This window comes from Bacillus sp. SIMBA_031, from assembly GCF_046535225.1.
GTDB lineage: Bacteria > Bacillota > Bacilli > Bacillales > Bacillaceae > Bacillus > Bacillus velezensis.
In genome coordinates, this window is sequence record NZ_JAWRXC010000003.1 from 505,160 (window position 1) to 520,339 (window position 15,180).

Annotated in this window: 15 protein-coding genes and 1 riboswitch; of the genes, 6 read left to right on the forward strand and 9 right to left on the reverse strand. The window is 48.3% G+C overall.

Features of this window, described 5'->3' with window-relative positions; genetic code table 11:
• Positions 1–6 precede the first annotated feature (6 nt).
• From SB724_RS12465 to modA, 5 genes are all read right to left on the reverse strand, one after another.
• Positions 7–942 carry an ABC transporter ATP-binding protein gene (locus SB724_RS12465; RefSeq protein WP_007613736.1) on the reverse strand — a complete coding sequence of 312 codons (936 nt, stop codon included), beginning with the start codon at positions 940–942 and terminating at the stop codon, positions 7–9.
• Between the two features lie 119 nt (positions 943–1,061).
• Positions 1,062–2,165 (reverse strand): sensor histidine kinase, encoded by a 1,104-nt coding sequence (locus tag SB724_RS12470; RefSeq protein WP_259425645.1) that lies wholly within the window; start codon positions 2,163–2,165, stop codon positions 1,062–1,064.
• 5 nt (positions 2,166–2,170) lie between these two features.
• The gene (locus SB724_RS12475) at positions 2,171–2,818 is read right to left on the reverse strand and encodes a response regulator (RefSeq protein ID WP_335495644.1); all 648 of its coding nucleotides are present in this window, start codon (positions 2,816–2,818) and stop codon (positions 2,171–2,173) included.
• Between the two features lie 94 nt (positions 2,819–2,912).
• Positions 2,913–3,596: a molybdate ABC transporter permease subunit gene (gene modB / locus SB724_RS12480; protein WP_007613732.1), complete on the reverse strand. Its 684-nt coding sequence runs from the start codon at positions 3,594–3,596 to the stop codon at positions 2,913–2,915.
• Positions 3,577–4,374, reverse strand: coding sequence for a molybdate ABC transporter substrate-binding protein (gene modA / locus SB724_RS12485; protein ID WP_410571346.1), 798 nt, complete (start codon positions 4,372–4,374; stop codon positions 3,577–3,579). The genes modB and modA overlap by 20 nt, the downstream gene beginning before the upstream one ends.
• A gap of 117 nt (positions 4,375–4,491) precedes the next feature.
• Between modA and SB724_RS12490 the strand changes: the two genes are divergently transcribed.
• Entirely contained in the window at positions 4,492–5,418 is a 927-nt protein-coding gene (locus SB724_RS12490; RefSeq protein WP_043020702.1) for a substrate-binding domain-containing protein, read from the forward strand.
• A gap of 30 nt (positions 5,419–5,448) precedes the next feature.
• Here SB724_RS12490 and SB724_RS12495 read toward each other — a convergent pair whose 3' ends face one another.
• The gene (locus SB724_RS12495; RefSeq protein WP_265973038.1) at positions 5,449–7,305 is read right to left on the reverse strand and encodes an LTA synthase family protein; all 1,857 of its coding nucleotides are present in this window, start codon (positions 7,303–7,305) and stop codon (positions 5,449–5,451) included.
• Positions 7,306–7,347: 42 nt separating this feature from the next.
• A complete protein-coding gene (locus SB724_RS12500; protein WP_095060550.1) occupies positions 7,348–7,830 on the reverse strand; it encodes a metal-dependent hydrolase in 483 nt (160 codons plus the stop codon).
• Between the two features lie 183 nt (positions 7,831–8,013).
• On the opposite strand from SB724_RS12500, the gene sspJ reads away from it, so the two are divergent.
• A complete protein-coding gene (sspJ, locus tag SB724_RS12505; protein WP_021494114.1) occupies positions 8,014–8,154 on the forward strand; it encodes a small acid-soluble spore protein SspJ in 141 nt (46 codons plus the stop codon).
• A 122-nt stretch (positions 8,155–8,276) separates the two neighbouring features.
• Positions 8,277–8,457, forward strand: a riboswitch (Lysine riboswitch).
• Positions 8,458–8,567: 110 nt separating this feature from the next.
• Positions 8,568–9,980 (forward strand): amino acid permease, encoded by a 1,413-nt coding sequence (locus SB724_RS12510; RefSeq protein WP_007613722.1) that lies wholly within the window; start codon positions 8,568–8,570, stop codon positions 9,978–9,980.
• 50 nt (positions 9,981–10,030) lie between these two features.
• Here the strand turns inward: SB724_RS12510 and SB724_RS12515 are convergent, their stop codons facing one another.
• Both SB724_RS12515 and SB724_RS12520 read right to left on the reverse strand, forming a co-directional pair.
• Entirely contained in the window at positions 10,031–10,945 is a 915-nt protein-coding gene (locus tag SB724_RS12515; RefSeq protein WP_410571350.1) for a class I SAM-dependent methyltransferase, read from the reverse strand.
• 146 nt (positions 10,946–11,091) lie between these two features.
• The gene (locus SB724_RS12520; protein ID WP_095060560.1) at positions 11,092–12,030 is read right to left on the reverse strand and encodes an iron-hydroxamate ABC transporter substrate-binding protein; all 939 of its coding nucleotides are present in this window, start codon (positions 12,028–12,030) and stop codon (positions 11,092–11,094) included.
• Positions 12,031–12,277: 247 nt separating this feature from the next.
• Here SB724_RS12520 and SB724_RS12525 point away from each other — a divergent pair, with 247 nt between their 5' ends.
• Genes SB724_RS12525 through SB724_RS12535 form a run of 3 tightly spaced genes read left to right on the forward strand, consistent with a single transcriptional unit; the run spans position 12,278 to position 15,147 of the window.
• Positions 12,278–13,315, forward strand: a complete 1,038-nt coding sequence (locus SB724_RS12525) for a FecCD family ABC transporter permease (protein ID WP_029973587.1) — start codon at positions 12,278–12,280, stop codon at positions 13,313–13,315.
• Entirely contained in the window at positions 13,315–14,325 is a 1,011-nt protein-coding gene (locus SB724_RS12530) for a FecCD family ABC transporter permease (RefSeq protein ID WP_022553761.1), read from the forward strand. Before SB724_RS12525 ends, SB724_RS12530 begins: the two co-directional genes overlap by 1 nt.
• Positions 14,326–14,343: 18 nt before the next feature.
• Complete coding sequence (locus tag SB724_RS12535; protein WP_007613715.1) at positions 14,344–15,147, forward strand: ABC transporter ATP-binding protein; 804 nt, start codon at positions 14,344–14,346, stop codon at positions 15,145–15,147.
• Positions 15,148–15,180: the final 33 nt, after the last annotated feature.

Genomic DNA, 15,180 nt, shown 5'->3' on the forward strand with positions numbered 1-15,180 from the left:
GTGAGGTCAGTCGCGCAGGCTTCTGCCTGTCAGCGTGAGAAATACCGTTTCTAAGTCAGGGGCCTGTTCCTGCAAGGAGCGGATTTCAATTCCTTTGTCCATGAAGTACCGGATCAGGCGGTTTAAATTGTTGACCCCTGTGTCAGAGCTGATTTTCACACTGTTTTCTTCCAGTGCGGCGGCTCTGACGCCGGGCAGCTCCTGAATATCGCCGAGGCTGATGCCGTTTCCGGATGACAGCTCAATCACGACGTCCTTCGTGTCGGTAATGATGGAGGTCAGCTGTTCTTTTGTGCCTTCTGCGATGACTTTTCCGTGGTCGATGATGGCGATGCGCGTGCATATTTCTTCCACTTCCTCCATGTAGTGGCTCGTGTAGATGATCGTGCAGCCCATTTCATTCAGCTTTTTCACTGATTGCAGAATATAATTTCTTGATTGCGGGTCAATGCCGACCGTCGGTTCATCCATGATGATCAATTTCGGCCGGTGGGCAAGGGCGCAGGCGATATTGAGCCGGCGTTTCATTCCGCCGGAAAAATGCTTCGGCAAATATTTGTGTTTATCGCTCAAGCCGACGAATGTCAGGGCTTCCTCGACCCGTTCTTTCAGAGCCGCCCCTCTCAGGCCGTACAGCCCGGCGAAGAACTTCACATTTTCATAGGCGTTTAATTCTTCGTAAATCGCGAGGTCTTGAGGGACGATGCCGATATTCATTTTCGTTGCTTTGCTATATTTGAAAATATCTTTTCCGAGAAACAGAATGTCTCCGCCTGAAGGTTTTAAAAGACCTGAGATCATATTGATCGTCGTGCTTTTTCCGGCTCCGTTTGCGCCGAGAAACCCGAAAATCTCACCTTCTTTTACGGCAAGCGACATTTGGTCAACGGCGGTATAATCACCGAATTTCTTACTCAGCTGTTTGAGCTCCAAAATGTTCATGTTTCCACCTCTATGTCTTGTGATGTTCTTATTATAAAAAAAAGAATGAACAGCCGTTAGTGCAGCTGTTCATTCCTTTGACATGAGAATCTTCATATTTTTCACATGAAAACATTCACTTATTCAACCGGAAGCAATGTCGTGACGGAAAAACCGGCCGTGCCGTCAAAAATAACGGTTCCGTGCAGGACGGCCGCCCGTTCTTCCATACCGAGCATGCCGAGGCCTTTTTTAAAGCGGACGGCGCCGTTTCCGTTATCTTTCACTTCCGCTTTCACGGCTTTATTCAGCACATGGATATCAATGAAAATCTGCGTGGCATCGGCGTATTTCATTGCATTGGTCAAGGCTTCGGTTACGTTTTCCTGAATGACTCTCCAATGCATTTGCGTCAGCCTGTCCAAATCGCCTTGATGCGTAAACGGAACCGGCATCCCGTTTTTGGCCGAAAATTCATCAATAAACGTTCTTAATCTGTGAATGCCCATTTGTTCAGCGGGCGGTTTCATATTTTTCAGCGTAATGCGGATATCCTCTATGCCCTCTTTGGAAATGGTAATGGCGTTTTGGAGCAGTTCAGCCGCTTTGTCCGGATGGGAGCCGAGCATCCGTTTCGCCGCTTCCATCTGAATGAGCGCGCCTGTCATGGAATGGCCGATTTTGTCATGGATGGCTTGGGACAATCTGTTTCTTTCTTCGAGTTTGCCGGTATACTCCGATTGTTTGATATATTCTGTGCTGCTGTGCAGCTGTTTCGTCAGTTTTTCAATGCTTGAGCGCATGCTGTCTGACTGCTCTTCATATTTTTTCAGCCGGTCGCTGGACCGGGCGGCCAAAACGAATATCGCCAAGCAGAACAAGGTCATGACGATATAAGTCGGAAGGTCGCCGTACGGGATAAATAAAAACGGCAAAAACACGAGCAGGCAGAACACATAGCGGTGAACCGGATATTCGGCAAGAACGGCAAAAATGGCGGGCGGTAAAAGAAACAGAAACGCCGGATGGCCTAAGGCGGAAAGCCAGGCGGTCAATGCCAGCGCCAGCAGGGTGATCCCGCGCCTCCAAGCGGGCGGCCTGATCATGCAGACCGCAATGCCCAAAGACAGATAAAGCAGCAGAAACAAGACGGCGTACGGTGTGTAAAGGCGGTCTGCCGATACGAACAAAAAAGCCGTATAAAAAATGGCGATCAGTCTGCTCATCAGCATCCAAAAATCCATACCGTTCAACGCCCGTTATCCACCTTCCCAGTGATATAATAAATCGCGATCTGCGTTCTGTGCTCAAGCCCCGTTTTCCCTAAAATAGAGGAAATATAATTGGCCGTCGTCCCTTCAGAAATGAAAAGCTGTTTTGAAATTTCCCTGTTCGAGAATCCTTTCGCAATAAGCGACATGATGCTGAGCTCTCTTTCAGTAAACTGGCTTTCATCAATCTGATGCGCGGCTTCCGCCGGCCGGGTAAGGCTGTCTTTTATTTTATCCAGCACGGTGTCCTGAAGAATGCTGTGCCCGTTGAAGACGCTTTTGATCGCATCGCGGATCCGTTCCGGTTCGGTATTTTTTAATAAATATCCTTTCGCGCCGTTTTTAATCGCTTCTAAAATATACTCATCGTCGTCAAATGTTGTCAGGATCATCGGCTTCGTATCCGTTTCCTCCGCGATCCGTTTTGCGGCTTCGACGCCGTTCATCACCGGCATGCGGACGTCCAACAAGGCGATATCGACGGGATTGTGTTTACAATACTCTGCCGCCTCGAATCCGTTTTCCAACGTTGCCGATACAGTAAATTCCTCATATGTATGCAAAATGATTTTCATTCCTTCTCTGATGAAAGAATTATCATCCGCGATAATGACATTAATCTTCATGGCCGCACCCTTTGTGTGTTTTTTGTTTCATTATATACCATCCGATTTTAAATCAAAAAGCCTCCCGGCGAAAGGTGCGCGGAAGGCGGATCGGTCAAGCGGGTTTTTTCAATTGGATGAAAAACAGCATCAGAAAAGAAATGATCACAATACAGATCACCCACACCCAGGCGAGTGTTTCATTGCCGGAGTCCATCGCGACGTAAATCGCTGTCGGCAGCGTTTGGGTGACGCCGGGAATATTTCCCGCAAACATTAAAGTCGCCCCGAATTCACCTAGCGCCCTTGCAATACTGAGAATGCTTCCGGTCAAGAGGGAGGGAAAGGCAAGCGGGACGGAAATGCGGGTGAAGACCTGCCACCTGCCGGCTCCGTCTACTTTCGCCGCTCCCTCGATGTCGGCATCAACCGCGGCGAAGCCCGTTTTAGCGGACTGATACATAAGCGGGAAGGCGACAATGGCCGAAGCGATCACCGCGGCCGACCACGTGAAAATGACGGGCTGGTGAAAAATCCGCTCAATCGCCCGGCCGATAAAGCTGTGTTTTCCGAAAATGATAATGAGAATGAACCCGACAACGGTAGGCGGAAGAACGAGCGGGAGCATAAACAGCGTCTCCACAGCCGTTTTTCCGGGAAATCGCGCTTTCGCCATCCAGGCGCCGGCAAGCGTCCCGAGAATGATGACGGCGAAGCCCGACGCCAAAGCCACCTGAAACGACAGTACGACGGGAGTGAAAAACTCCGAAGCCGTAATGTTACTTGGCAGTAAATCCATATTTCTTAAACACTTTCATCGCTTCATCCGACTGCAGATACTGATAAAACGCTTCTGCTTCTTTACGGTGCTTTGTATCCTTGACGATGCCGAGCGGATACACGATCGGATCGTGCGTTTTCGCCGGCGCTTCATCGGTGATTTTCACCTTTTTCGAAATCAGCGCGTCTGTTTTATAGACAAGCCCGGCATCGACATTTCCGGTTTCAACATAAGACAGCACCTGGCGAACGTCTTTTGCATAGACGACTTTATCTCTTACCTTGTCCCACAGGGATAATGCCGTCAATGATTGTTTGGCGTATTGTCCGGCCGGAACGGATTCAGGCGTGCCGAGCGCGATTTTTTCCGTGCTGTCTTTTTTCAGGTCATTCAGGTGTGTCAGGTGTGCGCTGTTTTTCTCAGGCACGATCATGACGAGATCATTTTTCAAAAGATCCGTGCTGTCCTTTTTATCGATATCTCCGTCATGAACGAGCTTTTCGAATTTATCTTCGGCTGCCGAGAAGAATAAATCAGCTCCCGCGCCTTGTGAAATTTGTTTTTGCAATGTGCCTGATGATCCGAAGTTGTCTTGAATGGTTACGTTTGAATGTGATTTTTCGTAGTTGGTCTGGATTTCTTCAAGTGCATCCTGAGCGCTGGCTGCCGCAGAAACGGTCAGCGTGACTTTTTCGTTTTGTCCGCCTTTGGACGATTGTCCGGAAGAGCAGCCCGCAGTTGCGAGGAAAACGGCCATAGCCGCAGTTGTGAGTAGTGTCGCTTTCTTTTTCAACATTGTGCACCCCTTATAGCTAAATATCATTAGATCAAACTAATTATAACGCAATTGTACGTGATGGTGCGGTTTTTTTTCAATATCTGAACAGTTATAATAAAAACGGAGCGTGATAATATGACAGAAGCCACTTCCTATACAATAGAAGAAGTTGCGGGCCTTTTGAAGGTCTCCAAACTGACAGTATATGATTTGATAAAAAAAGGACTCATTCCGGCGTATAGGGTCGGAAGACAGATGAGGGTCGATGAAGAGGACTTAAAACAATATAAAGCAAACATGAGAATGTCAAAAAAGCCATCCGCAGCAGAAGCGCCTGACCCGTCCCGCGGGCGGGAGCCGGAAAAAAGGCAGTCCGTTATCATCAGCGGGCAGGATGTGTCGATGGACCTCCTCAGCAAACAGCTGGAACAAACAATACAGGCGGCTCCGCTCCGTAAGTACAGCGGCAGTTTGAACAGCCTGATCGAGATGTACCGCGGGGCTTGTGACATCGTCAGTCTGCATTTGTACGATGGGGAGACGGGGCAGTATAACATCCCGTATGTGAAGCGCATCCTTTCAGGGGAGCCGTTTGCGCTTTTTCATGTCGTGCTTCGTCAGGCAGGATTATATGTGAAAAAGGGCAATCCGCTGAACATTCAGGGCTTTCAGGATTTGAGCCGAAAGGATGTCCGTATCGTCAATCGCGAAAAAGGATCAGGCGCGAGGGTCCTGCTGGATGAACAGCTCAGATCATTCGGCATTACGCCGTCTGATGTCGCCGGCTACCATGACATTGTCACGGATCATCTGTCAGCGGCTTCACAAGTATCAAGCGGAAAGGCGGATATCGGAGTCGGGTCGCAGCATGCGGCGCATATGGCAGGCACGGACTTTATCCCGGTGATCAGTGAGCAGTACGATGTGGTCGTCTTAAAACAAAACCGGGAGCTTGTTCAAAGCGTGCAGGACATCCTCAATTCTGAGGAATTCAAGTCTCAGCTTTCTCAATTATCCGGATATGATACGAAAATGACCGGACGGCTCATATATGAAACGTGAAAAATCCCTCCATATAACGGAGGGATTTTTTTATTGCTTATAAAACCGCAGCAGGTCGCCGTTTAATATTTTATCGGAAAGCATCAGCTCTTGTTCCGCTTTTTCTTTCTCATCGCTGCACGCGCTCATGTCAGAAAGCGGTTCGCCCGTTTTACGGCTGTAACACGTATTTTTTGTATAAATATGATCATCCGTGATAAAGCTGCCGTTTCTCAGCACCGCAAACGGGGTCCGCTCTCCGGAAAACAGATCATTGCCGAACTGAATGCTGCCTTTCGTTTCAATGCCGAGCAGGTGAAGCAGCGTCGGCCTTACATCAACCTGTCCCGCGGTTGAAGCAATCGTTTCCGGCGCACGGTCGGTCACCCCGGGAATATGAATGATAAACGGCACGCGCTGAAGCTGAACCGTATCAAACGGAGTGATTTCCTCTTTCCCTAAGAATTCGGCAAGTCCTTGATTATGGGCTTCGGATATACCGTAATGATCTCCCATCAGGACGATCATCGCGTTGTCATACAGGCCTTCTTTTTTCAGCTTCTTGAAAAAGTGTTTCAGGGCCTCATCTTCATAGCGGACCGTCGTCACATAGCGGTTTAATAACTCGCTGCTTGTGTCCGGTTCCTCAATGAGCTGATCCTGTTTTTCAATTTCAAAAGGAAAATGGTTGGTCAAAGTCAGCAGGCTAGCGTAAAACGGCTGCGGAAGCTTCTTTAATTTTTTCGCTGACTGTTCGAGAAACTCCTTATCCTTCAGGCCCCAGCCTGTTGAATTTTCCTGAGTCACCTTAAATTCATCCGCGTCGAAAAAACGGTCGATTCCGAATGCCCCGTACATCTCATCCCGGTTCCAAAAGGCCTTATGATTGGCATGCAGAACGGCTGAATAGTATTGACGGTCTTTTAACATATGGTACATCGTATTGAACCGGTGGCCGCTTTTTGTAAAAAAAACGGCGCCGCTTGAAGACGGATACAGCGAATTCGCAGTAATGAATTCTGAATCTGAGGTTTTTCCCTGTTCAGTCTGCTGATAAAAATGAGTGAAGTCATAACTTTTTTTCCGCAGTTTATTTAAAAACGGGGTAATCTCCCGTCCGTTGACCCGCTCATCCATTACAAAACGCTGTGTTGATTCGAGCGTAACAAAAATCACATTGCGTCCCTTGGCGAGCCCGAACTTTGATTCGGACGGCCTGCTGTAGTCGGCTTGAGTGTAATTTGCGACCGCCGCAAGGCTGTCTTCATCGGCAAACGCTTTAGCTCCTGCATTCAGCGTCTGCGAAATGGTGTCATACAAATGAAAGTGGAACAGGCCGATTCCTTTTACGAGCGCTTCACGATCAAAAGGGTGCTTGAACAGCTTCGGCTGCTCGGCCTCAGACAGTGCAAGGTTGCACAGCATGAGGCCGGCTGATGCCCACGCATACGCTTTAACGGTACGGGCGCCCGCTTTTCCTTTATCGGCTTTATGCCTTTTACCAAGGTAAAACAAAACCGCAATATCCAAAAATAAAGCGATATAAAGCGGGTGAAACAGCTCTTGGACGCTGCTTCCCATATCACCCATATTGCTCGCCTGAAACAAAACCGGTATGGTGATAAAATCAATATAAAACCCGTAAAACACCGTATTCGCGATTAAAATTCCCGTCAGCATCACATTTGCCGAAAGCAGAAAGATCCGCTGTTTTTTTTCTGTCAGCAGCAGGGCGATGCCGAACAGCGGCACAATGAAGCTCAGCGGATTAATGAGAAGCAGACATTCCTCAAGAACCGAATTGTTCTGCAGATCAAAACCGAGCTTATAAACGGCATAGGTTTTCATCCACATGAACAGGATGGACAGGCATAAAAACCGATGATTACTGAAAAAGGTTTTCTTCATATGTATGACTCCTCACCCGAAAAGCGAAAAGACGCTTTTTGTTTAAGAGATGCGGCCGTGAACCAGTTCGTATAAATAATAGCAGGATACAATCGTTAAGCCGGCCAGCACAAGCTGCTCCGAAAAGCTCCCCGTTCTCATATAAAGGGGAAGACGGAAGCGGATGGCGGCCGGAAACAGCAGTTTAATGCCGTTGACGGTCCATGCGTCAAGCACAAGATGACTCGCCATTCCGATCATCAGTCCGGCGGAAATGCTCTGATTCGGAATATAGGTTGCCGTAATGAAAAACATAATAAGCATAAACAGCAGACTGTGTGTAAACGTTCTGTGGCCGAACACCGTGCTTACGATTTTGGACAGAACGGGCAGCGTTCTGCCGATTTTGCTTTTCGTATGGCATATGTCGGGAATCAGCGCCCCGAGGGCACCCGCTGAGGTCATAAGGACCGGATCATACCCGTAATAATATGCAATTGCGGAACAAGAAGCGATGCCTCCCATGATGTGTGTTTTTCCTGTCATTTTTCGCTTCTCCTTTTTATTTTTGCCAAAATCCCCTGAATTACAAATATATCAAGAGAATGCATGTTTGATCAACAAACTTTACCTGTTCCGCCAAAAGGAAGGAGACGCGGATTCCGCATATTCTGCCGCGGAAAAAGACACATTATAGGTGTACCTATATTTGATAAAGAGGTGATACAGATGGCTTTCTTTAACAAAGAAAAAGGAAAAAACAGCGATAAAAACAAAAACGTCATTCAAGGCGCGCTTGACGACGCCGGTGCAGCTCTGAAAGACGATCCGCTTCAAGAAGCTGTTCAAAAGAAAAAAAACAACCGCTGACCATATAAGACGGGTAGGGCGAACGCTCTATCCGTTTTCCATCTAATTTTTCCCTTTGACAGATCTTTTTATCTCTGATAACCTCTGAGTAGAATTGAATGATAAAAATCCTCACTCTTTCTCGGTGAGGTAGAGGTTGCGCTTGATGATGAGTCGCACATGCCAGGCTGATAGGGGCCGCAAAACATGTGTTAAAGGCATCAGCGCCGAAGTGTAAAGAAAGCCGATCCTTCTTTATGCTGGGACTGTATCTGAATAAGTGCAGGACTGCCGCGTGCTTTTTCGCGGAGGGCTATCCGGAGATCAAGGGTGTGTGTGTTTCTTTAAGCATGGACTTTTGTTCAGGCTTTTTTTGCGTGTAAATATGATCTCGGGGTCTGGTCCGTACGAATGAACAACCAGGAGGTACAGGAATGGAACAGACGAAAAAATGGGGTTTTTGGTTATTAACGGCGTTTGTCGTAGGAAATATGGTAGGCTCGGGCATCTTTTCGCTTCCGAGTTCGCTCGCAAAAATCGCGAGCCCGTTCGGCGCCACATCGGCATGGCTTTTAACGGGAGCCGGTGTGTTAATGATCGCGCTGGTCTTCGGCCACTTATCCATCCGCAAGCCTGAGCTGACGGCGGGGCCGCAAAGCTATGCGCGTGCGCTGTTCAGCGATCGGAAAAAAGGGAATGCAGCGGGCTTCACGATGGTGTGGGGCTACTGGGTGGCGAGCTGGATCAGCAACGTGGCGATCATCACGAGCCTTGCCGGATATTTAACATCATTTTTCCCGATTTTAACGGATAAGCGTGAAATGTTTTCGATCGGCGGTCAGGCGGTTACGCTCGGCCAGCTGCTGACGTTTGCCGTATGTACGGTTTTATTATGGGGCACTCACACGATTCTCGTCACCAGCATTAACGGTGCGAGTAAATTAAATTTCGTCACGACGTTTTCAAAAGTATTAGGATTTATCTTCTTTATCATTGCAGGTTTATTTGTGTTTCAAACGTCGTTTTTCGATCATTTTTATTTTCCGGTTCAAACAGGTCCTCACACAGTTGAGGGAATCGGCGGGCAGATCCACAATGCGGCGATTTCAACATTATGGGCGTTCGTCGGAATTGAATCGGCAGTCATCTTATCAGGGCGCGCCCGTTCGCAGCGCGACGTGAAACGCGCCACTATTACCGGATTATTGATCGCGCTTGGCATCTATATCATCGTAACATTGATTACGATGGGCGTGCTTCCGCATGGTAAGCTTGTCGGCTCGGAAAAACCGTTTGTTGACGTATTGTACGCGATCGTCGGCAATGCGGGAAGCGTCATCATGGCGATTCTGGCGATTTTGTGTCTGTTCGGAACGATGCTCGGCTGGATTCTTCTCGGCTCTGAAGTTCCGTATCAAGCGGCGAAATCAGGAGACTTTCCGGCTGCTTTTGCAAAAACGAATAAACAGGGAAGCCCGGTTGTGTCGTTAATCGTAACGAACGTGATGTCACAGATCTTTATCTTTTCAGTTATTTCCCGGACGATCAGTGACGCATTTACGTTTTTAACGACGGCGGCGACGCTCGCTTATCTGATTCCGTATCTCGTATCAGCGTTTTACAGCCTGAAGCTCATTTTTACGGGTGAAACGTATGACGAGATAAAGGGTTCAAGAGTAAGAGATGGTATCATCGCCATCCTTGCCTGCATTTATTCTTTTTATGTCATTATTACCGGAACGGCCGATTTAACGACCTTTATTCTCGGTATCGGGCTGTTCTTCGTCGGTTTGCTGTTATATCCTTTCGTCTCAAAGAAATTTGCAAACAACAGACAATCGGTATGACAAAAAGACATCTCACGTCTGTGAGATGTCTTTTTGTTTGCGGCGGCGGGTTACGTTTTGACGGCGTGTATATAATGAATGGTCTCGAATGCGGTTAAATGGTCAGTGCGTCCGCTGAAAAAACGGTCATTGACGTCCGCCGGAGATAAATGTTCATAAATAAGCAGACCTGATGATTCTAATATTTTTTCGATTTCTTTATAACTGAAACACGATAACATCGGTTCTCCGCTTGCAGCAGCCATTTTCACCATGTTTTCCACTCTGTTTGACAGTCCTCTTTCTTCAAAAAGGGACTCATCTGCATAATCAAACACGATAGAGCTTCCCGGCGGGACTTCGGCAAATAATTGTGTGAGCAGGCGGGCGAGATGCTTTTTCGTAAGATAGTATGACACACCGAGCAGGCTGAAAAAGGTTTTTTGGCGTGAAAAACCTTTCTGATACAGACGGCTGAAAGAAAGCGAAGCGGCGAAGTCCATCGGTACAAAATGTAGATGATGGGAAATGCCGAGGTTCAGATGTTTCAATCTGTTTATTTTGTCTTCCTGTGAAGCGGGATGATCGATTTCAAATATGTCTAAGGCGTTTGTCACCTCAGGATGCCTGAAACAAAAAGTATCCAGCCCCGCGCCAAGGATGACATACTGTTTGGCCCCGAGCTTCACTTCATTCAAAAGCACTTCTTCACAATATGCGGCACGGGCTAACGGTGTAGGAGACAGCTGGACTTGAGTCACCCATTTTAAGATGTCATCCGGTTGGCCTTGAAGCTTCTGGGCCATGTCTTTACTGAAAAATGATATACCTTGAATCAGATGAGCGCGGATATCCGAATGCTCTTTTTCAGAAATCAGATCTTGTGCCATAAAATCATCAAATATCACCGGGGTGTCGTGTTTACTGTGGTACGCCCTTCCGAAAGCGGACAGCAGGGAAGTCATACTCGCCTTGTTTTCTTTCATATAAAGATCCTCCGTTATTTACATCAATCTCCGGCCGGGAGAATCTTATTATACATGTTAATCCAAAAATGTAAATTATAGCATAAATGAATTTTTTTGTCAAGTTTTAAGCATAATAAAAAGCCGCTGTGACAGCGGCTTCGGGGTTACTTCGTTAAGCTTTTTGTAATGTAGTCGAGCTGGCCTTCAAGTGAGATCGGGTCTGAGAAATAGAAGCCGATCGGATCAATGCGGTAGACATGGTTTTGTTTGACGGCATCGAGGTTCTTCCAGATTGAGCTGTCAAGCACACCTTTGTCGTCACCGCCGGCCTGCCATGGCCCCATAAAGATGTAGTCTCCCGCGAAGTCAGGCAGTTTCTCGAGTGAAATGCTGGCGTAGCCCGGCCCTTGATTAATGGCTTTTTCCCGCGTCAGTTTTGTGGCCTTCAGCCCGAGTTTGTCATAAATGATGCTTCCGCCGCGGCCGAAGTCTTTACCGAATACATAGATGTCTTTTCCGTTTGTCTGCATGATGGAGATGGTTTTTGAGCCGACCGCTTTTTGAACCTTTGTTTTAGCGGCAGCGGTTTTCTTATCCCATTCAGCCAGCCATTTGTCTGCTTTATCTTCAGTGCCTGTCATTTTCGCAAACTCTTTGAATTGATCAATATTGCTGAGCTTGTCATATTTAATGGCGATTGTCGGCGCGATTTTTTCCAGTTTTTCAATATCGGCGCCTTGTGTCGTCCAGACAACGATTAAATCCGGCTTTAAGTCAATGATTTTTTCAACGGACGTGCCGTCGCCGATGTTTGTGACACCTTTTGTTTTCCCTTTGTAATAAGGGTTTTTAAATACGTTTTGCGGCGCGCCGACAACATTGATGCCGAGCTGTTTAAAGTCGCCGTAGTAGCCGTCAGCCATGACGACGACCCGTTTCGGGTGCTTCGGAATTTTAATATTGCCGTTTTCGGCTTTATACGTGATGGTTTCTTCTTTTTCAGAAGAACCTTTCGTGTCTGAAGAATTGCCGCATGCTGCCAAAGCGGCGATGAGCAGCATGGCAATCAGCGCTGCGCCGATTTTCTTGTATGTATGGAACATCTGACATTCCTTCTTTCATAAAAATTAGTGATAAAGAGAATCATTATCAGTGTGATTATATCACTGCTTTCATAGAGAAGCACGCTCTTTTTTAAGAAAAACTTTCTTTTTTTATATGAAATTAGGTCTATTAAAAGAGAAGATAAAAGTGCTATACTGAAACAAGTCATTGATAATCATTATCATTACCATTCTTGTTTTGAGAAAGGAAGAACGAGTGTTGGGTCTATTGAAAAAGAAACAGACAATGACGGCTCAAGGGGCATCAGGGAGTGAAATCCAGTGGACGGCGCGTTCATTCCGGGCGGCTGTGCTGCTGTGTGCCGGTATTGCGGTTTTATTGATCGGCGCGGCTCTGTCTGTTTCCATCGGAGCTGCCGATATTCATCTGCGGACGGTGTGGGATGCTCTCTTTCACTTTCAGCCGCAAAATACATCTCATCAAATCATACGCGATCTGAGGCTGCCGAGAACCGCCGCCGCCGCGCTCGTCGGGGCTTTTTTAGCTGTGTCCGGGGCGATTATGCAGGGGCTGACGCGGAACCCGCTTGCTGAGCCTTCCATTATGGGCGTGACGTCGGGGTCAGGATTTGCGATCGCATTGGCATTTGCTTTTTTTCCGGGGCTCTCTGCCGCTGGGCTTGTTTTGTGGTCCTTTGCGGGAGCGGGAATCGGAGCGCTTATTGTGTTTGGCATCGGCCTGTTTTCAAAAGGCGGGCTGACACCGGTGAAGCTCGCGCTGGCCGGTACGGCAGTCGGCTATTTCTTAACGGGGCTTTCAAGTGCGATTGCGATCCGTTTTGATGTCGCCCAGGATGTGAAGTTCTGGTACGCCGGAGGAGTCGCTTCCGTGAAATGGGAAGGCGTGCAGCTGCTGTTGGCGGTCGGGGTTATCGGACTTTTGCTGGCATTTCTGATTGCGCGCTCAGTGACGGTGCTGAGCTTGGGTGAGGAGCTGGCCAAAGGGCTCGGGCAGTACACATCGCTTGTGAAAGTAATCGGAATGTTTGTCGTTGTCCTCTTGACGGGGGCTTCAGTCTCAGTCGCCGGAGCCATTTCTTTTATCGGCTTGGTGATTCCGCATATCACCCGATTTTTAGTCGGGGTAGATTACAGATGGATCATTCCCTGTTCGGCGGTATTCGGCGCCGTTCTGTTAGTCTTCAGTGATATTGCCGCAAGACTCGTCAATGCGCCGTTTGAAACACCGGTCGGCGCTTTAACCGCTCTTATCGGCGTTCCCTTTTTCTTTTATTTGGCGCGCAGGGAAAGGAGAGGGCTGTAATGAATGTAAAATCGAAAAAACCGCTGGCGGTCATGGCCGTTACGTTTTTGCTCATATGCATCGTCTTTTTTATCAGCTTAAACATGGGTGTGATCCGGATTGCGCCTCTTGATTCGCTGCGTGTCTTTTTCGGACAGGGGGATGCCCGGGATCAGCTCGTTTTATTTGAATTCAGACTGCCGCGCATGGTGCTGTCATTGCTGGTCGGCGCCGGAATCGCGGTTTCAGGCGCGATTTTTCAAAGCGTGTCTCAAAATGACTTGGCGGAGCCGGGCATTCTCGGTATTAACGCCGGGGCGTCTTTGGCGGTCGTTTTGTTTATCTTCTTTTTCCAAGGATCAGCTGTTGATTTAAGCATGGCCGGTACATGGCTGCTTCCGGTGAGCGCTTTGGCGGGGGCTTTTCTGGCTGCTCTGCTCATCTATGTGCTGGCTTGGAAAAAAGGCGTTTCACCTGTCCGGCTCGTTTTGGTCGGGATCGGCGTCAATGCGGGGTTTAATGCGCTGCTCTTGATTTTTCAGCTGAAAATGGACCCGCGGGATTTCATGCAGGCGCTTGTATGGATTTCCGGTTCGATTTGGAACGCCAATTGGAAAATGGTGCTGTCCATTTTGCCGTGGCTGCTGGTTCTTTTACCGTTCAGCCTCTATAAAGCCAGGTATTTAAATGTGCTCCAGCTCGGTGATCAGCTGGCGGCGGGGCTTGGCACCCGGGTTGAAAAGGAGCGGCGCGTTCTGCTGATGTGCGCCGTTGCCCTGACCGCGTCATGTGTTGCGGCAGCCGGCGGAATCGCTTTTCTCGGACTCATTGCGCCGCATTTGGCCAGAAGGCTTACCGGCCCGCGCCACCAGACGCTTATCCCGGTTTCGGCTTTAATCGGAGCATTTTTATTTCTGCTTGCCGATACGCTGGCGAGAAATGTGCTTGCACCGTCCGAAGTTCCCGTCGGCCTGGTGATTTCCGTGCTCGGAGCGCCGTATTTTGTATATTTGCTGATGAAAACGAAATAGAGGAAGGAGACTGCCGCGATGAACTCATTATCGGCGGAACAGCTTACTGTCGGTTATGGCGACCGTTTGATAGCGAAAGAATTGGATATCGCCATACCGAAAGGAAAAATTACAACGCTGATCGGTCCGAACGGCTGCGGAAAATCGACGGTTCTCAAAACGATGTCAAGAATCATGAAACCGAAATCCGGCGCCGTCTATTTAAACGGACAGGCAATCATGCAAAAATCCACGAAGGACATCGCCAAGGAAATGGCAATTCTTCCGCAGACGCCTGAAGCGCCGAGCGGGCTGACGGTGTACGAACTTGTTTCTTACGGCAGGTTTCCGCATCAGTCCGGAATGGGCCGTTTGAGTGATAAAGACCGTGACATGATCAAATGGGCGCTTGAAGAGACGGGGATGGCCGAATTTTACGACCGGCCGATCGAAGCGCTTTCCGGGGGACAGCGGCAGCGTGTGTGGATCGCCATGGCGCTCGCTCAAGAAACGGAGCTGCTGCTTCTTGATGAACCGACCACTTATTTAGATCTCGCCCATCAGCTTGAAATTTTGCAGCTGCTGGACAAATTAAACAAGGAGCAGGGCCGCACCATTTTAATGGTTATTCATGATCTGAACCATGCCGCCCGTTTTTCCCATTACATGATCGCCCTGAAAAAAGGGCGCGTCATCAAGGAAGGAACGGCGGAGGAAGTCATGACTCCCGGCATATTGGAAGACGTGTTTCAGATTGACGCACAGATTGTAAAAGATCCGCGCACGAACAAACCGGTCTGCTTAACCTACGATTTAATCCGGCATGAAAACGCAACGGTATGATGAAAAAAACGCAGAGCCATTCCGGCCTGCGTT

Bases quoted from the DNA above. Each gene is read 5' to 3' on its own strand.
- SB724_RS12465 (WP_007613736.1), bottom strand. From the start codon at position 942: ATGAACATTTTGGAGCTCAAACAGCTGAGTAAGAAATTCGGTGATTAT.
- SB724_RS12470 (WP_259425645.1), bottom strand. From the start codon at position 2,165: ATGGATTTTTGGATGCTGATGAGCAGACTGATCGCCATTTTTTATACG.
- SB724_RS12475 (WP_335495644.1), bottom strand. From the start codon at position 2,818: ATGAAGATTAATGTCATTATCGCGGATGATAATTCTTTCATCAGAGAA.
- modB (WP_007613732.1), bottom strand. From the start codon at position 3,596: ATGGATTTACTGCCAAGTAACATTACGGCTTCGGAGTTTTTCACTCCC.
- modA (WP_410571346.1), bottom strand. From the start codon at position 4,374: ATGTTGAAAAAGAAAGCGACACTACTCACAACTGCGGCTATGGCCGTT.
- SB724_RS12490 (WP_043020702.1), top strand. From the start codon at position 4,492: ATGACAGAAGCCACTTCCTATACAATAGAAGAAGTTGCGGGCCTTTTG.
- SB724_RS12495 (WP_265973038.1), bottom strand. From the start codon at position 7,305: ATGAAGAAAACCTTTTTCAGTAATCATCGGTTTTTATGCCTGTCCATC.
- SB724_RS12500 (WP_095060550.1), bottom strand. From the start codon at position 7,830: ATGACAGGAAAAACACACATCATGGGAGGCATCGCTTCTTGTTCCGCA.
- sspJ (WP_021494114.1), top strand. From the start codon at position 8,014: ATGGCTTTCTTTAACAAAGAAAAAGGAAAAAACAGCGATAAAAACAAA.
- SB724_RS12510 (WP_007613722.1), top strand. From the start codon at position 8,568: ATGGAACAGACGAAAAAATGGGGTTTTTGGTTATTAACGGCGTTTGTC.
- SB724_RS12515 (WP_410571350.1), bottom strand. From the start codon at position 10,945: ATGAAAGAAAACAAGGCGAGTATGACTTCCCTGCTGTCCGCTTTCGGA.
- SB724_RS12520 (WP_095060560.1), bottom strand. From the start codon at position 12,030: ATGTTCCATACATACAAGAAAATCGGCGCAGCGCTGATTGCCATGCTG.
- SB724_RS12525 (WP_029973587.1), top strand. From the start codon at position 12,278: ATGACGGCTCAAGGGGCATCAGGGAGTGAAATCCAGTGGACGGCGCGT.
- SB724_RS12530 (WP_022553761.1), top strand. From the start codon at position 13,315: ATGAATGTAAAATCGAAAAAACCGCTGGCGGTCATGGCCGTTACGTTT.
- SB724_RS12535 (WP_007613715.1), top strand. From the start codon at position 14,344: ATGAACTCATTATCGGCGGAACAGCTTACTGTCGGTTATGGCGACCGT.